The organism is Enterocloster bolteae (assembly GCF_002234575.2).
GTDB lineage: Bacteria > Bacillota > Clostridia > Lachnospirales > Lachnospiraceae > Enterocloster > Enterocloster bolteae.
The window spans coordinates 5329230-5349826 of sequence record NZ_CP022464.2 but is presented as its reverse complement, the minus strand read 5'-3'; the positions used below and the strand labels follow the sequence as shown (position 1 = coordinate 5349826).

Annotated in this window: 17 protein-coding genes; 15 read left to right on the top strand and 2 right to left on the bottom strand. The window is 50.5% G+C overall.

Annotated elements, in window-relative coordinates; all coding sequences use genetic code 11:
- Positions 1–13 precede the first annotated feature (13 nt).
- The gene (locus CGC65_RS24760) at positions 14–880 is read left to right on the top strand and encodes a patatin-like phospholipase family protein (protein WP_002565492.1); all 867 of its coding nucleotides are present in this window, start codon (positions 14–16) and stop codon (positions 878–880) included.
- A gap of 106 nt (positions 881–986) precedes the next feature.
- Here CGC65_RS24760 and CGC65_RS24755 read toward each other — a convergent pair whose 3' ends face one another.
- Positions 987–1319, bottom strand: coding sequence for a winged helix-turn-helix transcriptional regulator (locus tag CGC65_RS24755; RefSeq protein WP_002565491.1), 333 nt, complete (start codon positions 1317–1319; stop codon positions 987–989).
- Between the two features lie 274 nt (positions 1320–1593).
- On the opposite strand from CGC65_RS24755, the gene CGC65_RS24750 reads away from it, so the two are divergent.
- From CGC65_RS24750 to CGC65_RS24730, 5 genes are all read left to right on the top strand, one after another.
- On the top strand, positions 1594–2025 hold the full coding sequence (locus CGC65_RS24750) for a PPC domain-containing DNA-binding protein (protein WP_002565490.1): 432 nt from the start codon (positions 1594–1596) through the stop codon (positions 2023–2025).
- Positions 2026–2147: 122 nt separating this feature from the next.
- Positions 2148–2669, top strand: coding sequence for a peptide deformylase (locus CGC65_RS24745; RefSeq protein ID WP_002565489.1), 522 nt, complete (start codon positions 2148–2150; stop codon positions 2667–2669).
- Between the two features lie 63 nt (positions 2670–2732).
- Positions 2733–3539 (top strand): hypothetical protein, encoded by an 807-nt coding sequence (locus tag CGC65_RS24740; protein WP_002565488.1) that lies wholly within the window; start codon positions 2733–2735, stop codon positions 3537–3539.
- Entirely contained in the window at positions 3526–4560 is a 1035-nt protein-coding gene (locus tag CGC65_RS24735; protein WP_002565487.1) for a bifunctional GrpB family protein/GNAT family N-acetyltransferase, read from the top strand. The genes CGC65_RS24740 and CGC65_RS24735 overlap by 14 nt, the downstream gene beginning before the upstream one ends.
- 500 nt (positions 4561–5060) lie before the next feature.
- Positions 5061–6584, top strand: a complete 1524-nt coding sequence (locus CGC65_RS24730; RefSeq protein ID WP_002565486.1) for a 4Fe-4S dicluster domain-containing protein — start codon at positions 5061–5063, stop codon at positions 6582–6584.
- Between the two features lie 8 nt (positions 6585–6592).
- On the opposite strand, the gene CGC65_RS24725 is transcribed toward CGC65_RS24730, so the two are convergent.
- Positions 6593–7885, bottom strand: coding sequence for an L-cysteine desulfidase family protein (locus CGC65_RS24725; protein WP_002565485.1), 1293 nt, complete (start codon positions 7883–7885; stop codon positions 6593–6595).
- 172 nt (positions 7886–8057) lie between these two features.
- On the opposite strand from CGC65_RS24725, the gene CGC65_RS24720 reads away from it, so the two are divergent.
- The 9 genes from CGC65_RS24720 to CGC65_RS24680 all read left to right on the top strand — a co-directional run bounded on the left by CGC65_RS24720 (position 8058) and on the right by CGC65_RS24680 (position 20536).
- Positions 8058–10193 (top strand): sigma-54 interaction domain-containing protein, encoded by a 2136-nt coding sequence (locus CGC65_RS24720; RefSeq protein ID WP_002565484.1) that lies wholly within the window; start codon positions 8058–8060, stop codon positions 10191–10193.
- Between the two features lie 257 nt (positions 10194–10450).
- Entirely contained in the window at positions 10451–11620 is a 1170-nt protein-coding gene (locus CGC65_RS24715) for a MalY/PatB family protein (protein WP_002565483.1), read from the top strand.
- A 36-nt stretch (positions 11621–11656) separates the two neighbouring features.
- A complete protein-coding gene (locus CGC65_RS24710; RefSeq protein ID WP_002565482.1) occupies positions 11657–12946 on the top strand; it encodes a dicarboxylate/amino acid:cation symporter in 1290 nt (429 codons plus the stop codon).
- 30 nt (positions 12947–12976) lie between these two features.
- Positions 12977–13234: a hypothetical protein gene (locus tag CGC65_RS24705; protein WP_002565481.1), complete on the top strand. Its 258-nt coding sequence runs from the start codon at positions 12977–12979 to the stop codon at positions 13232–13234.
- A gap of 310 nt (positions 13235–13544) precedes the next feature.
- Complete coding sequence (locus CGC65_RS24700; RefSeq protein WP_002565480.1) at positions 13545–15797, top strand: helix-turn-helix domain-containing protein; 2253 nt, start codon at positions 13545–13547, stop codon at positions 15795–15797.
- Positions 15798–15937: 140 nt separating this feature from the next.
- Entirely contained in the window at positions 15938–16447 is a 510-nt protein-coding gene (locus CGC65_RS24695) for a CBS domain-containing protein (protein ID WP_002565479.1), read from the top strand.
- 389 nt (positions 16448–16836) lie between these two features.
- Positions 16837–18144, top strand: coding sequence for a phenylacetate--CoA ligase family protein (locus CGC65_RS24690; RefSeq protein ID WP_002565478.1), 1308 nt, complete (start codon positions 16837–16839; stop codon positions 18142–18144).
- Between the two features lie 66 nt (positions 18145–18210).
- A complete protein-coding gene (gene iorA, locus CGC65_RS24685; RefSeq protein WP_002565477.1) occupies positions 18211–19959 on the top strand; it encodes an indolepyruvate ferredoxin oxidoreductase subunit alpha in 1749 nt (582 codons plus the stop codon).
- Position 19960: 1 nt separating this feature from the next.
- Positions 19961–20536, top strand: a complete 576-nt coding sequence (locus CGC65_RS24680) for an indolepyruvate oxidoreductase subunit beta (protein WP_002565476.1) — start codon at positions 19961–19963, stop codon at positions 20534–20536.
- The last annotated feature ends 61 nt before the right edge of the window (positions 20537–20597 follow it).

Genomic DNA, 20597 nt, shown 5'->3' with positions numbered 1-20597 from the left:
GAGGTAGATGGAAATGAAAACTGGAATTGTTGTGGAAGGCGGCGGAATGCGGGGCATTTACGCCGCCGGCGTATTGGACGTATTATTGGAACATGGGATTAAGGCAGATGGTCTGGTAGGAGTTTCGGCAGGAGCCATCCATGGGTGCAGCTTTGTGGCGGGACAGGCAGGGCGCTCCATACGCTATAATCTGAAGTACTGCCGCGACCCGCGGTATATGAGTTTCCGGTCGTTGGTAATGACCGGCGATCTGGTGGGAAATGAGTTCTGTTATCACGAACTGCCGGAGCGGCTGGACCCATTTGACAATGACGCCTTTGAGGCTTCGCCCATGGAGTTTTATGCCACCTGCACAGATGTGGAAACCGGCAGGCCGGTATACCACAGATGCGGCAGCCTGAGGGGGGAGAACATACAATGGATCAGGGCATCCGCCTCCATGCCTCTGGTTTCCAGGATTGTGGAGATAGACGGACAGAAGCTTCTGGACGGAGGCGTATCCGACTCCATTCCCGTTGCTGCATTCCGTAAAATGGGCTTTAAAAGAAGCCTGGTCATACTTACCCGGCCGGATGGTTACCGCAAAAAGCCAAACCAAATGCTCCCCGCTATCCGCAGGGTATACCGTAGATATCCCGAATTTATAAAAACCATGGAGTGCCGCCATCTGATGTATAACCGGGAACTGGAGGAGGTCAGACGCATGGAGTCTGCCGGGGAAATCTTTGTCATACGTCCCAGCCGTCTTATTAAAATCAGCCGGACAGAAAACAGACCGGAGAAGATACAGCAAATGTATGATTTAGGGCGTCTTGACGGTATGAAGGCGCTTCAGGACACAGCGGTTTTTTTAGGACTGGATCCGGCTGCACAGGCATAATATTATAGTAATTTCACATAAGGATCATATAAGGATCACATAAGGATCATATAAGAGCCATGGTCCCCGGATTTGAGAGAAACCGGGGGCACGGCTCTTTGTGCGTTTACATTTGTCCTATGTTCTTTTTGTAATCCGTTCCCCAGGCTACCATGGAGTCCAGTATGGGTTTCAGGCTGTACCCTGTTTCGGTCAGGGTATATTCCACCTTCGGGGGGACCTGGGGATATATTTTGCGGGTAATCAGGCCTGCCTGTTCCATGGCCCTGAGGTGGCTGGTCAGGACTTTCTGGGTTATGCCGTTCACTGACCGCATGAGCTCGTTGAACCGTTTTGTCCCTGTGAGCAAATCCCGGATGATGAGAACCTTCCATTTATCGCCGATAAGCTGCAGGGTCATTTCCACGGGACAATCAGGTATTTTTATTGCGTTATCCATTCTGTATCACCTCCTGAGTATCTTTATAGGCGTATAGTATAAAAAAACTGTTAGTATAATTATATACCTGTAAAGGGGATTTGACAATGGGAAGGGAGGACGGGGATGTGAATTTTAATGTGGGAGAATCCCAAGGAATATTTTTGAAACTCAGACATAGCCAATCATAACAAAAAATTAGAGCAGACCATAGAAAATATAATTTTACATCTTACATACATGAATATATAATGGTTAAATGTATTGTAAACTGTGTTTGAAAGGAGTCAATACCATGGAATATAAGCGATTTGGACAAAAAATCATTCTCCGCCTGAATCCGGGCGAGGAAGTGACAGAGTGTATCCGGGAAGTGTGCAGAACAGAAAAGGTGGCTCTGGGAGAGGTTTCCGGGCTGGGAGCTGCTTGTGAGGTGGAACTCGGGGTATTTGATACAACGGAGAAGAAGTATTATGGAAAGTCCTTCAAGGGAATCTATGAAATTGCCTTCCTTACAGGCAACATTACACAGCAGGGAGAAAACCCCTATCTTCATCTGCACATGGTAATCGGCAATCCGCTGGTGGGAGAGTGCCACGGAGGCCATTTGAACAGGGCGGTTATCAGCGCCACCGCTGAGATTTTCATTACAGTGATTGACGGAACCGCAGGCAGAAGGATGAGTGAATCCATCGGACTGAATCTGATTGAGTTCCCCCAGGCGTAATATCTAAAAAGGCATACAGACCCGGACTGTCTCGACTGAGGAGACGGTCCGGATTTTTTTGCCTTACCCTTTAATTGGGATTTGGAAATCGGATGGAATCATGATATACTTAGGAAAACGCGTTGTACGGGAACGAAAACAGCGCAGAGGGAGGCTTTGAGGTGGAACGGACCATTCTGTTATTGGGAAATCCTGAATTATATGAGGCCAGTCAGGAAGTGAAAATAGAAGAGCTTCATCAGATGGAACAGGTGAGGGAGGATTTAAAGGATACTCTGTTGGCATTTAGGGCCCGCTATGGAGTGGGAAGGGCCATTGCGGCGCCCCAGATTGGGGTGAAGAAACGTGTTATTTACCGTCATCTGGACACGCCGGTGCTGTTTATCAATCCCCGGCTTACCTTTCCAGAACAGGAAATGATAGACGTGCTGGATGATTGTATGTCGTTTCCTGACCTGCTGGTAAGGGTAAAGCGGTATAAACGGTGCATCATATATTATAAAGACCTGGAATGGAACGATTGCTCCATGGAACTGAAAGGGGATATGTCGGAACTGATTCAGCATGAGTACGATCACCTGGACGGAATACTGGCAACCCTGCGGGCAGTGGATGAAAGAGCGTTGGTGATGAAGCCCCATTGACGGATAAAGTACGGCGTCAGTAAGGATATGCAGACATTTTAGACACAGGAGGAATGATACCGGATGATTGATAAGGAAAAATTTTTAACAAGCTACAACATTGAACCTGAGGAACTTAAGGCGGCCGGACTGAACTGGGAGGAGCTGGCGGCCATCTATGATGACTATTTGTCTGTTGAGGGAAAACTGCGCAGCATTGGTAAGGATTTTGTGTACGATTATCTCTATGATATTGAGAGGGCAGGCATCCATTCCTACCGGTACCGCACTAAGGATCCCGGCCATCTGATAGAGAAAATCATACGCAAGCGCAACGAGCATTTTGAACGGTTTGAGGATATAAACAGGGGCAATTACCATAAGTACATCACGGACCTGATTGGAATTCGTGTGTTTTTCCTTTACCGGGAGGATTGGATTCATTTCCACAAATATATAACCAGTGTATTTGAGAATAACCCTGATCTATATGTGGTGGACCGCATAAAGGATTTTGATGAGGACACCGGGCATTATTACATCGCGGAACGGCCAAAGGTCTACCGCAGAAACGGGGACACCAGGATTTATGACGAGAATTTGATTGAGATTAAGTCCAACGGTATATACCGCTCCCTCCACTATATCATCAAATATAAGGAATATTATGTGGAGATCCAGGGAAGAACCCTGTTCGAGGAGGGCTGGAGCGAGATTGACCATGATATCGTATACCCCTATTTCCAGGACGATGAAATGTTAAAGGATTTCTCCACGCTCCTAAACCGTCTGTCAGGCATGGCGGATGAGATGAGCTCTTATTTCCGCAGGATGAAAGGGGTAAAGGAGGAATGGGAGAAACAATTGGAGAGATATGATGATGAAGGATAGACAGGATCCGTTTTCCGGCATGAGCCTGGAGGAACTGTGGCAGCTGTTCCCTGTTTTCCTCACAGAGCACAGGCCGGTCTGGACGCAGTGGTACCAGGAGGAAAGGGAGCGGCTGTCTGGTATCCTTCCCATGGAGGATATCTGCGAAATCAGTCATGTGGGAAGCACATCCATCCCATCCATCTGGGCCAAGCCCATAGTGGATATCCTGGTGGAAATGAGGGAATGTGGGGATATGCAGGCCATGAAGGAACATATTATCGGGGGCGGCTACATCTGCATGATGGAAAAGGCAGGGAGGATTTCGTTCAACAGGGGTTACACGCCGTTGGGATTTGCGGAGAAGGTATTCCATCTGCATCTGAGAGAGGCGGGGGATAACGACGAGCTGTATTTTAGGGATTATCTGAGGGAGCATCCGGAAGCAGCCAGGGAATATGAGGAGCTGAAGCTGGGACTCTGGAAAGAATATGAACATGACCGGGATGGGTATACGGAGCAGAAAAAAGCTGTGGTGGAAAGATTTACCAGGGAGGCAAAGAATCTTTATCCCGGCCGGTATAAAAGGCAGGCTCTGAGGTTTGCCAGGGCTGAGCCCGAAGATACGGAGGCGCTGCGCCGGCTTGCCAGGGCTTCGGAGGCACACTGGGGATATGATGAGGCGTTTATGGAAAACTTTGACGCAGGGTTTAATGTTACGGAAGATTTTATCCGCCGTAATCCTGTGTATGCGGCAGGTGAACGCGGCTGTCCGGCTGCCTTCTGGGGAATCAGGCAGGATAGAGATGCATGGGAATTAGAGTATTTTTATGTGGCAGAGGAAAGGCTGGGGAGGGGACTGGGAAAACAGATGTGGGAGCATATGACCGGCTGGTGCGGAAAACAGGAAATATGCCGCATTCATTTTGTTACCAGCCCCCAAGCAGTGGGATTTTACAGAAAAATGGGCGCGGTCCGGGACGGGGAAACACGGTCCCCTGTGGACGGCCGTCCGGTTCCGCATTTTGTGTATGACCTGTGATATTACATGGAAAAAGGCGGATAAGGTATACTGCGGTCAAGGCTTGTATAGTCTGTATTGGCGGAAGAGGTGCTGAGACTGGTAAAATGGTAACGTATGAACAGGCGCGCGGCCGGGAAAAAACGGCCGGACGCCTGTTTTTGTCTGCGGTCCGTGCTTTATTTTAAGAACAAAAGGGGAAAAATGCATTTAGGCATTTGCATTTTTCATGGGCTGGTATATAATCGGTACTGTTAAAAGCGGAATGTATCGCACGTAAGAGACCAAAGGACGGGTCACTAAGTGCTCATAACGAACCGCTGCACTAAGCGGTCAAAGGACGCCCGCCAAGTGCCAGCGGAATGTATCGCACGTAAGAGACCAAAGGACGGGTCACTAAGTGCTCATAACGAACCGCTGCACTAAGCGGTCAAAGGACGCCCGCCAAGTGCCAGCGGAATGTATCGCACGTAAGAGACCAAAGGACGGTCTCTAAGTGCTCATAACAAGGAGGCAGGAATATGCGAGGAGTGGAGACACGTATACAGGAAATCAGACACAGGATATTCAGGGAAGTGGCAAGGATGGCCTATCATACGGAATGGCCGGTGGATAAACGTATTGAAGAGCTTCCGTATAAAATCATACCGGGAGAAGTGGGGAATTTCCGCAATGACGTTTTTTTGGAACGGGCTATTGTCGGGGAACGGCTCAGATTGGCCATGGGGCTTCCGTACCGCAGCGCGGCGGAACATGCGCCGGTTTCGGATAACATAGAGGCTGCGGACAGACCGGAGACTTATTATACGCCTCCCCTGATTAATGTGATTAAATTTGCCTGCAATGCCTGTCATGAAAAGCGTGTATTTGTAACAGACGGCTGCCAGGGCTGTCTGGCCCATCCATGTGAGGAGGTGTGCCCTAAGGATGCCATCAAGCTGGACAGGACCAATGGACGCTCCCACATCAATGACGACAAATGCATCAAATGCGGAAGGTGCGCGGATGTTTGTTCCTATAAGGCCATCATTATCCAGGAAAGACCCTGCGCCGCTGCCTGCGGTATGGACGCCATTTCCACGGATGAGAATGGAAAGGCGGATATTGATTACGATAAATGCGTATCCTGCGGAATGTGTCTGGTGAACTGCCCCTTTGGAGCCATAGCGGATAAATCGCAGATATTCCAGGTTATACGGGCCATCCAGTCAGGGGAAAGGGTTTATGCGGCAGTTGCCCCGGCTTTTGTGGGGCAGTTCGGACCAAAGGTGACGCCCGGCAAGCTGCGTGCAGCCATGAAGGCGCTGGGGTTTGCGGACGTTTTTGAGGTGGCGGTGGGAGCCGACCTGTGCGCTACCCAGGAGGCAATTGACTTTATCCAGGAAGTGCCGGAAAAGCTTCCCTTTATGGCTACATCCTGCTGCCCGGCCTGGTCCATGATGGCTAAGAAGCTGTTCCCGGAGCATGCGGACTGTATTTCCATGGCATTGACCCCCATGACCCTGACGGCAAGGCTGATTAAGCGGCACCATTCTAATGCAAAGGTTGTATTCATCGGTCCCTGCGCAGCCAAGAAGCTGGAGGCCATGCGTACGGACATACGAAGCGATGTGGATTTCGTTCTTACCTTTGAAGAAATGGACGGCATCTTTGACGCCCGGCATGTGGACGTGGAGAAGATAGAAGAAGATCCGGAAGGCGTCAATGACGCTTCCATGGACGGCCGTAACTTTGCGGTGGCAGGCGGGGTGGCCAAGTCCGTAGTGGATGTGATTCATGAGCGTTATCCGGATAAGGAAATCAAGGTAGCCAATGCAGAGGGCCTTAAGGAATGCAGAAAACTGCTGACCATGGCAAAGGCCGGGAAATACAATGGCTACCTTCTGGAGGGAATGGCGTGTCCGGGCGGATGTGTGGCCGGAGCAGGAACCATGCAGCCTATTAAGAAGTCCCAGGCATCCGTGAACCTGTACGCATCCAAGGCAAAGCATAAAACCTCCAATGAGACAGAACATGTGAAGGAACTGGATAAGCTGGTGGACTAAAGGGCGGATTAATCTTTCTCCATCATGATTTCCAGAATGGTGCGGTCTGTCTGTGCCATGCCGGGATTGCTGATTCGTCCCATATTGCGGATGGCGCCCTCCGGTGTGGCGTGGCATATGCCGTCCTTTGGATCCAGCACAGTTTTGTCCACGGCCAGACAGGCGCTCATAAGGGCTGCCCCGCTGGCTGTAGCCAGTTTTAAGGCACATCCGATTTTTCCGCCGTCACATATCATGCCGGTCAGGTTGCCGCTCATATTGATGATGGCATATCCCATCTGTTCATGGCTGCCGCCCATGAGCCAGACCATGGAAGCAGAGGCGGCAGAAGCAGCGGAGACACCGCATCCGCAGGTGGCGGACAGCTTGCCGGTGAATTCCTTGATGTACACATTGATGGAATGGGATATGGCCAGCGCCTTTACCAGATGTTCTTTGTCAGAGCCAAGATACCGGGCTGTTTCCACTACAGGCAGAATGGTGGTAAGGCCGTGGTTGCCGCTGCCTGCGCTGCTCATGACTGCATAGGGACAGCCGCACATGCGGCCTTCCGCGCTGCCGGCCATAAGGGTCATAATACGGCTCATAAGGGAGTTTCCCACAATATCGGTCCGGCAGTATTTTGCCAGGGAGGAGGCGGCTCCGATGCCAAGTTTGTGCTGCATGCCGTAATCGGCCAGGGCAGAGTTCATCCGGGCTCCGTCTTCCATGAAGGCCAGTTCCTCCGGGGAACAGCTTTCGACCAGCGATACAATCTGCGAAATGGTCATGGAGGCCAGCTTTTCATGGAGAGCCGTCCTGCCGGTAAGGGAGTATTCCTTCTGAAAGAAAGGCGTGAGAACTCCGTTTACTGTCCGGGCGGTACAGACAATATTGGAATGGGTATTTCTTATTGTGCTGGCTCCTGTACCGGCAGAGGACACTGCTTCTGCATGGGCATAGAGCAGGGGCTCGTCCTCCTTGAGCTTAAGTGTGACCATTCCGGATTCCACCAGGTTTATGGCCTGGCTGCTGACAGCAGGGGAAAGGTCCTCCAGGAGTTTAAGTCCTTTCTGAGGATTGGCCAGGCAGGCGCCCAGGGCAGCGGCATATTTGAGTCCCACCCGGTCAAAACCGGGAATACCTACATTCATACCGTTCTTATAGATGCCTGGATTCATTTCTACCCTGACGGACAGAATGGTTCCTCCGGCAGCCTTTGCGGCATCTGCCGCGGCCAGGGCCACACACACTGGCTCAGTACAGCCCAGGGCAGGCACTACCTCCTGCTTTAACAATGCAATCAATTCTTCTTTATTCATGATGTTCCTCCTTTGCAATTCCCGCACCATGCAGCCCTGACGAATGACAGGGCGTTCAGCGCAAATCCTATCTATCTCTCATTATAAGCAAGATTCATGCCTGAAAATTCAGCTTGCGGAAAGGCGGGTTTTGGTCTTATAATGGTTTTAATGGTTGAAATGGAGGGATAAAATGGTTAAAAAGGTAGCGGTCATTGCCCTGGACCCAAGAGCCAGCGCATTTTACGGAAAACAGGTGCAGGAGCTGTTCGGGGAATACGTGAGGGTGAATTCATACAGTGTGAGAGAAGGAACGATTTCCAATATGGAGCGGGCGGATCTGTATCTCATGTCAACAGACGCATTTGACAACCGGGAGGATGTGCCCCAGTACATCCCCATTGAAGCGCAGATCAGCGAGATTCACGTGACCTATCTATGGGAAACCATACGGCTGCTGCGGACCATTCCTGCCGGAACCAGGGCACTGTTTGTGAATATGACGGAGAAAATGGTCCGGGAAGCCACATCGGGTTTGAACCAGCTGGGGGTGAACCACATTGAATTTATACCCTTTTATCCGGGAGCGGAGCCGGTGGAGGGCATTGGCCTGGCTGTCACTCCGGACGAAGAACGGTATGTCCCGGACAGCGTGAAGCAGGTGGTCAACATAGGACAGCGCTGTCTGACTTCGGAGACCATGATTGAGGCAGCGTTAAAACTGGGCCTGGAGGAACTGTTGGAGACGCCTAAGTTCCAGGCATATTTTTCAAGTGTGGTCACCAGCACCTACAATTTTGACATGATGTTCGCCAGGTCCAGAAGGCTGGAAAGCCAGTTTGACATACTGATGGAGATATTGGACGAGGGAATCATCGGTATCAATGAGCGGGCCGAGATATTTGCCATGAACAGGAAGGCGGAAACGATTACGGGGCTGAGCCGTACGCTGGTGATGCATAAGCAGGCATCTGCCTCCCTGGCCTATTTGCCGTTTATTGAGTGCCTTAAGACAAAAGAGAAGATAGAGCCCAGGGTAATCCGCATCAACAATGTGAATGTAGGCGTCACAGTGGTTCCGGTGCTGCGCAGGGAGGACTGCATCGGCGCGTTTGCCATCCTGCAGCCCTTTAATGATGCTGAGAACCGCCAGCATGAGCTGCGCAACCAGCTGATGCACAAGGGGTACCGGGCCAAGTACACCTTTGAGGATGTGATTGGGGTGTCCGGGGAGATATTGAGGACAAAGGCTATTTTAAGGCGCATGGCCTACACGGAATCACCGGTACTCTTAATTGGTGAGACAGGCACTGGCAAGGAGTTGTTTGCCAACGCAGTGCATCTGGCTTCCAGGAGGGAAAAGGGGCCGTTTGTGGCCATAAACTGCGGGGCTATGCCGGAAAATCTGCTGGAAAGCGAGCTTTTCGGGTATGAGGAGGGCGCGTTTACCGGGGCCAAAAAAGGCGGAAGACCAGGGCTGTTTGAATTCGCCCATCACGGCACCTTGTTTCTGGATGAGGTGGAGGGCATGAGTCCGGCCCTCCAGGTAAAATTGCTTCGGGTGCTTCAGGAGCATGAGATCATGCGGGTGGGCGGCAATAAGATTATCAGCGTGGATGTACGTATCGTGGCAGCCACCAATGAATCCCTGGAAGAAAAGGTGCGTGACGGCAGCTTCCGGCGGGACCTGTATTACCGTCTGAACACACTGCCGGTCCTCATTCCTCCCCTGTGCCGGAGGGGGGAGGATGTATTCCTTCTAATGGAACGGTTCTGCCGGGAGCTGAAGGGAGAGTTTGTGCTCTCAGAGGAGGTAAAGAAGATTTTCCGCACGTACAGCTGGCCGGGGAATATCCGGGAACTGCGCAACCTGGCGGAGTACTTTTGCTTTACAGGCAGCCAGGTCATCACTGTAAAGGATTTGCCCCCCACATTTCAGTATGATGGGATTGGGACAGGATTATCGTACTGCGTGTCCAAAAAGGCGGAATATCCGGAACCGGTTTTGCAGCCTGATACCGCACCGTGGAAACAGGCAATGCGGGAACAGGGGCTGGAACCGGAGGAATACTGGTTTGTACTAAAAATGTTATACTGTTCCTCTGAAAATGGAGAGACAGTGGGACGGGAGCGGATTCTGGAAGCTGCCAGAAAAGAAAAGCTCCTTCTCTCCCAGCCGGCCGTCAGGTCTATCCTGGGAATATTCAGGGAATATGGCCTGGCCAGGGTTGGACGGGGAAGAGGCGGAAGCCGTATAACATCCCTGGGCAGGAAGATATGGGAAGGATATGAATTTAACCAAATAAACCATATTATCAACCAAAAATAAAAGAATACAACCAATTGGTGGCCAATATAACCATTTGATTTGGTTTGGGGAATAATTTAAATACAGCGGAAAAGGATTTGATTTAATAAGGAATCAAGTCCTTTTTTTGCGTGGATTTCAATATGATTGTAAAAGTTGGCATGATGCTTGCTTATTAAATAGGCAGATGCGGAAAAGCACAGCCAGATGCGTAAAAGCACAAGCAGCTGCGGAAAAGCACAGCCAGCATAAACAATGAAAGAAAGGCGGTATATGACATGAAGTATAATTTTGACGAAGTCATTGACAGGAGCCACAACAGGGCAGCCAAGTATGATGAGAGGATGAAGAAATTCGGCAGGGAGGATGTGATTCCCTTATGGGTGGCCGATATGGATTTCAGGACAGCTGAGCCCATCATAGACGCCCTTAAGGAGAGGGCCGAAGAGGGGATCTGGGGATATACCTCCAGGCCGGATTCCTACTTTGAGGCGATCCGGGGCTGGCAGAAGCGGCGCAACGGATGGGATATAAAAAAGGAGATGATGAGCTGGAGCCTGGGAGTGGTGCCGGCCCTGTCATCCATTGTAAAGCTGTTTTCAGAACCGGGTGACAGCATCATGATTCAGACGCCTGTGTACTCGGAATTCTACGATGTAACAGAGGCGTGGGGACGGAATGTGCTGGAAAACCGACTGGTGGAAAAGGACGGTGCATGGGGAATTGACTTCGAGGATTTTGAAGCCAAGGCTAAGGAAGCCAGGATATTCCTTTTGTGCAGCCCCCACAATCCACTGGGAATTGTATGGAGCAGGGAGGAGATGACCAGAATGGCAGATATCTGTATGGCCAACAACACTCTGCTGGTTTCCGACGAGATACATTCTGACCTGGTATTCCATGGAAAAAAACATATTCCAACCGCCACATTGTCCGCGGAGACGGCCGGAAGGGTAATCAGCTGTATTTCCGGTACAAAGACCTTCAACCTGGCGGGGCTTCAGGCATCCACCACAATTTTTCCCAATCTGGAGATGAAGAAGAAATTTGATGACTTCTGGATGGCTATGGATATCCATAGAAATAACGCGTTCAGTTCCGTGGCAATGGAGGCAGCGTTTAATGAGGGGGAAGAGTGGCTGGAACAGCTGCTTGCGTATCTGGATGGGAACTTTACCTTCATAAGGGAATACTGCAGCGCCAATATACCCAAAATCAAGCCCACGGTGCCGGATGCCACTTATCTTGTGTGGCTGGACTGCCGTGAACTGAATATGGATAATGAGACCCTGCGTACCTTTATGATCGAGAAAGCCGGTTTGGGACTGAATGAGGGGTATACCTTCGGACGGAGCCTGTCCGGTTACATGAGGCTGAATGCCGCCTGCCCAAGGAGTGTACTGGAAAGGGCCCTGGGACAGTTAAAGAACGCAGTGGATCGTCTGTAGACCGGGCTGCGCCAAAGGAGAAGGAGGAAGTAAGGGATGAACAAATCAGAAATATGGAAAAATTACCGTTTTCCAATCATTTTATTATCAGGCATCATGATTGGCGCCGTCATCGGGGTGATATTTGGCGAAAAGGCAAAGGTTCTGGCTCCCCTGGGAGATATTTTTCTGAACCTGATGTTTACGATTGTGGTTCCAATGGTTTTTGTTTCCATATCCAGCGCAGTGGGGAACATGGTGAACATGAAACGGCTGGGGAAGATACTGAGCAGTCTGGTGATGGTATTTGTGATTACCGGTGCCATCGCAGGTGTCCTGGTGCTGGTGGTAGTAAATGTATTTCCGCCGGCGGCAGGCACCAGCATCCATTTTGCCAGCGCTGAGATGGAGGAAATGAGCGGAATCGGGGAAATGGTGGTAGGCGCACTGACGGTTGACGATTTTTCAGGGCTTATGAGCAGGAAGAACATGCTGCCCATCATTGTATTCGCCATTTTGTCCGGTTTCTGCGTCAGCGCCTGCGGAGGTGAGGACAGTCCTGTGGGAAGGATGCTCAATAACCTGAATTCAATTATCATGAAAATCGTGAGTATTATCATGCTGTACGCGCCGATTGGACTGGGAGCGTATTTTGCATCCCTGGTGGGAGAGTTCGGCCCGGGACTGATCGGAGACTACGGACATGCCATGCTGGTATATTATCCCATGTGCATTGTTTATTTCATGGCAGCATTTCCGGCATATTCTTATTTCGCAGGAGGAAGAGAGGGAGTGAGGCGTATGTTCAAACATATACTGAATCCTGCGGTCACTGCATTTGCCACTCAGAGCTCCATTGCCGCCCTGCCTGTAAACTGCGAGGCGTGTGACAAGATAGGGGTGCCAAGGGACATCCGGGATATTGTGCTGCCCATGGGGGCGACTATGCATATGGATGGTTCCGTGCTCTCCTCCATAGTGAAGATAAGTTTTCTGTTTGGTATATTCGGCCAGTCCTTTACCGGAATCGGTACCTATGCCATGGCTATGGCGGTTGCTATCCTGAGCGCCTTTGTGCTGTCCGGTGCTCCCGGGGGCGGCCTGGTGGGAGAAATGCTTATTGTCAGCCTCTTCGGTTTTCCGGCAGAAGCCTTCCCGCTGATTGCCACCATAGGATTTCTGGTGGACCCGGCCGCAACCTGCCTTAATGCCAGCGGCGATACCATTGCTTCCATGATGGTGACCAGGCTGGTGGAAGGAAAAGACTGGCTGGAAAAACAGATTTACAAAGAAAATTCCATGGGAAATACTGCCGCGGCACAAGCCGCTATAGCAGAAACCAAATAGAATCATATGATAGAAAAGGAGATTTATAGTATGAAAGTAACTGTTATAGGAAGTCATTTATGTCCTGACACACTGTATGCATTATGTAAACTGACAGAGAAGCAGGCGGACATTGATTTTAAGAACCTGTCTGCCAGCCTTCCGGATTTGAAGCAGTATCTGGAGGTCCGGGAACAGAATGAGATGTATGAATCTGTGCGCCGGGCAGGAGGAATCGGCATACCGTATTTTGAACTGGAGGACGGTACCGGAACATTGGATTTAAATGAAGTTATGGCGCGGATATAAGACAGGTTTTGCGTTTCGGTGTAAGGCTGTTTCCGGAACAGGTACAGGATGGGGTTCGGGGCGGCGGGATTATGGAATCATATAGGTATGGATAACGGCAGGAAAACGCGGGTAAGCATCTGAACGCGTTTTCCTGCTGTTTTGCTGATAAATATAATGCGGCAGGCGTGTTCCTTCCTGTCCGGCAGATATGCGCTTCCATTTAATGGAACATATGCTCTTCCCATTTAACTTCTTTCCAATCACCTCAAAATAATATATAATGTAAAAATGGCATGTGCACAACCATATACGGCGGGGAGGTACAGATTTGCGCAGAGGCATTTTTCATAAATATTTGTTGGGTTTTACATCTTTTTTTCTGGTGCCTATGGTGGTACTTTCTATTTGTTTACAAATTATTATGTACCGTAATCTGTCCAGGGAGATTCTTGGGTACAATGAAAATATTCTGGAGCGTCTGGGAGATGATTTGGTAACCATGAACGGCCGCCTTATGGAGGCTGGGAACCGAATCAGCTTCAGCGGCCCTGTGGTATCCAGAAGCCGGGATGCCCAAAACCAGATTCAGATGGTGGACATGCTGCGCGAGGAGAATGCAGCCAATCCTTACATAACAAAGGCGTATATCCTCTACGAAAATGAAGATATGAGTTTTTCTTCCCAAGGGCGGTATGCCAAGGATATTCTTCTGGCGGGCCAGCTGAGGCTGCCGGAGGAAGAAAGGCAGCCATTCCTGGAAAAACTGTATAATATGGACCATCCCGGGTACGATGTTATCAACAAGGAGTACCACATGAAGGACGGAATCATAACAAGACCGCAGATGGTATTCATTTATCCGGTATATAATTATTCCTTTAAGGTTGAATCCTGGGTGGTGCTGGAACTGCAGCCCTCCAAAATCAGCCGGAGTATGACCACGTCCCCGGGCAGCTACAGCCATGGAATCGCTGTGCTGAACGGAGAGGGAAAGATACTGGCAACAGAAGGGGAGGATCTGGGGCTGGATGAGGTGATGGGACGGGTCCTGGAGGCAGAGCCGGGAAGTTGTACCACCTTTCAGGAGAGAGCGGGACAGGGCCGTTATATCGTATATCCTATGGACCATCCCTCTCTTATCATATTGAGTAAGATAACCATGCCCGACCTGCTGGCAGATGTGGTACAGAATAACAGCCTGCTGGTCACCGGAGTTTTACTCTTTTTAATCCTGGGATGCTTTATGGCAATCTACATGGCCTACCATTATTACAAGCCCATACACCAGCTGGCTCAATATATGAAACAGGACAATGAAAACAGTGAGGACAGAAGCAGGGACGAGCTGGTATTTATAAAGCATCAGTATGACAGCTTGAATTCTGTCAGGGATTCCCTTGCAAAGGAGATTGAAAAGCAGTGGCCCCTGGTGGAGGAACGGCTTGTGACAAAGCTGCTCTATGGGGAGGACGACACCCGGGAGGACGGTACCCGGGAGGACGACATGGTGAACGGCATTCTAACGGAGCAGATGAAGGGGCGGAATCATATGGTGATTCTGGCGGCCGGAGGAAACATGTCTTCCAGGGAGTTATCCGCTTTGTACAAAGAAAAGGAAGGTCCCATAAAAGAGAGATTTCAGACGGATTACGGCGTGTATACAAGTTTCCTGTACTATTTCGGCGCAATTGCCGTCATTCTCAGCCGCAAGGTCCTGACTGAGGAACACAGGATTGGGGCCAGGGAGCGTTTGAAGGAGATATTCGGCAGTTGCGAGTGCGTCATTTCCGCAGGAAATATTCATGAGGATGCGTCAGGTGTGCATCTGTCCTATCTGGAGGCCCTTACCAACATGAAGTTCCGTCTGTTAAATCCCCACAAAGAGCTGGATTTTGAGAACATGGAGCAGGGAAAGGGTGAGGAGTACAGCGCTACCATCAGCCGCTATCAGACCGAATGTCTCTTGTGTATCAGCCGGTGTCTGGAAAGCGGTTCGCCGGAGGGGGTGGAGGGCTCTGTGCAGGAAGTGGTGCTGAGCCTGGAGGAGCTTCCGGGACAGATGGCGCTGATGTGCTGTTATGATATCGTAAGCCATCTTCTGAAGGAAGTGAAGAAAAATGACATCCGGCTGACGGAGAAGGAACTGTACCAGCTGACCGCGTTCAGGACTGTGGAAGAATTCGGTGAAAAGCTGGGAGATGCTCTTATGAGAATCAATGGTGTCCTTGCGGCCTCCAGGCAGGACACCCGCAATGATTTAGTTAAGCAGGTGCTTGTATACATAGAAGATAATTACAGGGACAGCAGTCTCTGCCTGGTGGGAATGGCGGAACACTTTGGCTATTCATCCAGCTATATGAGTAAATTCATAACCCAGAACCTGAATACCAGTTTCTCCGAACTGATATCCAAAAAACGTCTGGATTACACCAAGGATTGTCTGATTCACACAGATAAGCAGATAGCCCAGATTGCCCAGGATGCGGGATATGCCAATCTGTCCAACTTTACAAGGAGGTTTAAGAGTTCAGAGAATATGACGCCGGGGCAGTATAGGAATTTGTATGGGGATGGGAAGTAGGGGCAGGTTTAATTCACATATAAATATATCTATATTTTCTGCATCTTAAGAAATTTCAGATATTTATAATAATTTGTTCACATTCGGTTCAGAGGCAGGCATTATACTTAAATAAGAATACGGGAAAAAGGAGTGAAAAAATGAACATACTGTTTTTCCTGACTCCTAAAAGTGATGTGGCGTATATAAGCGAGGATGATACGTTAAGACAGGCTTTGGAGAAAATGGAGCACCACAAGTATTCCGCAGTACCGATTGTCAGCAGGACAGGTCGCTATGTGGGGACGCTGACGGAGGGTGACCTGTTATGGGGAATCAAGAACCAGTTTAATCTGGATCTAAAAGGGGCTGAGAGGATACCTGTTACAGCCATACGCCGCCGGTGTGACAACCGTCCGGTTAAGGCAGACGCAGATATGGAGGATCTGATCGGAAAGGCATTGAACCAGAACTTTGTGCCGGTACTGGATGATCAGAAGAGTTTCATTGGTATCATTACCAGAAAGGACATTATCAAATATTTTTACCAGAAGTGCGAAACCGCCGAGGAACGTTCCAAGAAGTGTCAGGACCAGGGCGGAAAGGAACATAAAAAGACGGACCTGTCCGCGGTGGTAAAGCTGCGCAGTCAGGAGGGAGTCCTGGTGTAGCGGGACAGGGCGGTCCGGCACGGTGAGGGCTGTGCGATTGCAGGGAACCATGGAAAACGCCATAAGGCGGGAGACATGGTTCCCTGTTAATATACAGGGACATGGTCAATATGTCCCTGTCCTAATATGAGCCCTAATATGGCCTAAGTCATGAAACTGTGATAAGATGTAGCTATGGATGCTGTTAGGTTTTGTGCAGATGCTTCCGGTGTAAAAACCGCAAACAGAAAACTCATATGGAATTTGCATGAAAACAGCAGACAAACCCGGGAAAAGATGGTATAATGTCGCCAGACAATATAATGCGCCAATGCGTTGTCACGTCAAAGTAAGATAGTACAGGAAACCAGACAGGAGATGCGGGGGCAGGGAAAGGGAGGTCAGACAACATGATTTGGGCAAAAGAGGAGACAATGTCCAGGGCGGAGATTGAAGCGATACAGCTGAGCCGCCTAAAAGACACGGTGAACCGGGTTTATGAAAAGGTACCGGCATACCGCGCCAAGATGGAGGAGGCAGGTGTAAGGCCGGAGCATATACAGACACTGAAGGATTTACAGAAGCTTCCGTTTGTGACGAAACAGGATATGAGGGACAATTACCCCTATGGCCTGTTTGCGGTTCCAAAGAAGGAACTGCGCAGAATCCACGCATCCAGCGGTACCACGGGAAAGCCAACTGTGGTGGGTTATACGGAGAATGACCTGGAGGTGTGGAAGGAATGTGTGGCCCGTCTGGCCGTGGCAGGAGGCGCCTCGGACGAGGATGTTGCCCAGATTTGTTTTGGGTATGGCATGTTCACCGGCGCCCTGGGACTTCACAATGGACTGGAGAAGGTAGGAGCTGCGGTGGTTCCGTCCTCTACCGGCAATACCCAGAAGCAGCTGATGTATATGAAGGATTTTGAGACTACCCTGCTGGTGGCCACTCCCTCCTATGCCATGCGCATTGCTGAGGTGGCCCTGGAGATGGGAATTAATCCCAGGAAAGACCTGAAGGTAAAGACCCTTGTACTGGGCAGCGAGCTGATGACAGAGGCCATGAGGAATGAGCTTTACAAGGTATGGGGAGAGGATGTGAATTTGACCCAGAATTACGGCATGAGCGAGCTGATGGGTCCCGGCGTGTCGGGAGAATGCCTGGAACTTAAGGGAATGCATATCAATGAGGACCATTTTATTGCGGAGGTAATAGATTCCGCCACAGGGGAAGTGCTTCCTCCCGGCGAAAAGGGAGAGCTGGTTATCACCTGCATTTCCAAGGAGGCGCTGCCTCTCATTCGTTACCGTACCAGGGATATTACCAGGCTAATGTATGAACCCTGTCCCTGCGGCCGCACCACCGCCAGGATGGAGAACCTGTCAGGACGTACGGATGATATGTTAAAGATTCGGGGCGTCAACGTATTCCCGAGCCAGATTGAGGAAGTGCTGATTAATACAGAGGGAATCGGGCCTAACTATGAAATCGTGGTGGACAGGAAGAACCACTCCGACATCCTGATTATCAAGGTTGAGGTGGAAGCTGAGAGTATGATGGACTCCTATGCTGCCCTTGAGCGGCTGGAGGACACTTTGAAGGATAAGATGCGCCTGATGCTTGGTCTGGATGCCAAGATTCAGCTGGTATCCCCCAACACCCTTCAGCGGTTTGAGGGAAAGGCAAAGAGGGTCACGGACCTGCGAAAGGAAGTCTGATGAGGCATCAGGACAGTTATTAAGAGGTCCGGTGCAGTTAATACATACTGAAAGGAAGGAAAAAACGTGTCAGAGAAAAGAATATTACTTGGCAATGAAGCCATAGCAAGAGGTGCCTATGAGGCAGGGGTAAAGGTATCCGCAGCCTATCCGGGCACACCCAGTACGGAGGTCAGCGAGTCTCTGGTCCAGTACGATGAGATTTACGCGGAGTGGGCTCCCAACGAGAAGGTGGCTACAGAGGTGGCCATCGGTGCATCCATAGCAGGCGTGCGTTCCATGTGCGTCATGAAGCATGTGGGGATGAATGTGGCTGCGGATCCGCTATATACGGCGGCATACACCGGCGTTCGGGGCGGACTGGTGCTGGTGGTGGCAGATGACCCGGGCATGTACAGCTCTCAGAATGAGCAGGACAGCCGGATGGTGGCCAGGGCTGCTATGGTCCCCATTGTGGAGCCCTCCGACAGTGCCGAAGCCAAGGAATTCATGAAATATGCTTACGATCTCAGTGAGAAATATGATACCCCTGTTATTCTGCGCAGTACCACCCGTCTGTCTCATTCCCAGGGGCTGGTGGAACTGGAGGAGAGGGCAGAGCCCTTTGACATCCCCTATGAGAGGGATATGGCAAAGTATGTCATGATGCCCGGCAATGCCATCAAACGCCACGTGGTGGTGGAAGCGCGCATGAAACAAATGGCAGAGGATGCCAACAGCCTGCCCATCAACCGGGTGGAATACAATGATTTATCCGTGGGCTTTATCACCAACGGTATTGCATACCAGTATGTGAAGGAAGCCATGCCTCAGGCGTCTGTCCTGAAGCTGGGGCTTCTCAATCCCCTTCCAAGGAAGCTCATCGAGGAATTTGCGGCCAAGGTGGATAAGCTTTACATATTTGAGGAGCTGGAGCCGGTGGTGGAGGAACAGGTTAAATCCTGGGGCATTCAGAAGGCAGTGGGCAAGGAAATATTCACGGTTCAGGGTGAATACAGCGCAAACCTGATCAGGGAGCGTGTGCTGGGCCAGACATCACAGGTGGATAAGGCGGCCCAGGTTCCTGCAAGACCTCCCATCCTGTGTCCGGGATGTCCCCACAGAAGCGTATACACTGTGCTTAACAAGCTGAAGATACATGCTGCCGGAGATATCGGCTGCTATACACTGGGGGCAGTGGCGCCCTTAAGCGTCATTGACACCACGATCTGTATGGGAGCCAGCATCAGCACTCTCCACGGTATGGAGAAGGCAAAGGGAAGAGAGTATATTAAGAGCTGGGTGGCTGTAATCGGTGATTCCACCTTCATGCACACAGGCATCAACTCTCTCATGAACATGGTCTACAACCAGGCCACCGGCACAGTCATCATCCTGGATAATTCCACCACGGGAATGACAGGCCACCAGGATCATGCCGCCACAGGCAAGACCCTTAAAGGACAGGTGGTTCCTGCCATCAATATTTACGGTCTGTGCAAGTCACTGGGCATTGAGCATGTCTGCGAGGTGGACGCCTTTGACCAGGCGGAGCTGGAGCGCGTAATCAAAGAGGAAGTGGCAAGGGATGCGGTATCCGTCATCATCACCAAGGCGCCCTGCGCCCTGCTTAAGGGAATCAAATTCCCCAACAAGTGCAGGCCGCTGCCGGATAAGTGTAAGAAATGCGGAGCTTGTTTAAGACCGGGCTGTCCTGCCCTGACAAAGAATGAGGACGGCACCATATCCATTGACGAGACCATGTGCAATGGCTGCGGACTGTGTAAACAGCTGTGTAAATTTGACGCAATCAATCTGGTAAAGGCGGGTGAATAAAATGACATCAAAGAATATTATGATAGTAGGTGTAGGCGGCCAGGGAACCCTTCTTACCAGCCGCATACTTGGAAAGCTTGCAATCGGGGCGGGCTTTGACGTGAAGTTGTCCGAGGTGCACGGCATGGCCCAGCGCGGCGGCAGCGTGGTAACCTTTGTGAGATATGGAGAAAAAGTGGCAGAACCCATTGTAGAGGAAGGCCAGGCAGACGTGCTGATTGCCTTTGAGCGTCTGGAGGCACTGCGGTATCTGCATTTCCTCAAAAAAGACGGCGTGGTCATTGTCAATGACTGGCGCATTGATCCCATTACGGTGGTGACAGGGGTGGCTCAGTATCCGGAAGGAATCATTGACCGGTTAAAGGAAGCCCGCAGAACCATTGTGGTGGAGGCCACGGAGGAAGCGAAAAAGATGGGCGCGCCCAAGGCATTCAATGTCATTGTCCTGGGAGCCGCTGCAAAGCACATGGGATTTGAGAAGGAAGACTGGCTGAAGGTAATCGAGACAACGGTTCCGCCTAAGACGGTGGAAATTAATAAAAAGGCATTTGAGACCGGTTATGCGCTTTCTGTTTAGACGGACAGAAGCCGGTCAAACAGAAGCCAGTCGGACAGAAGCCGGGAAGTAAACCGGAGAG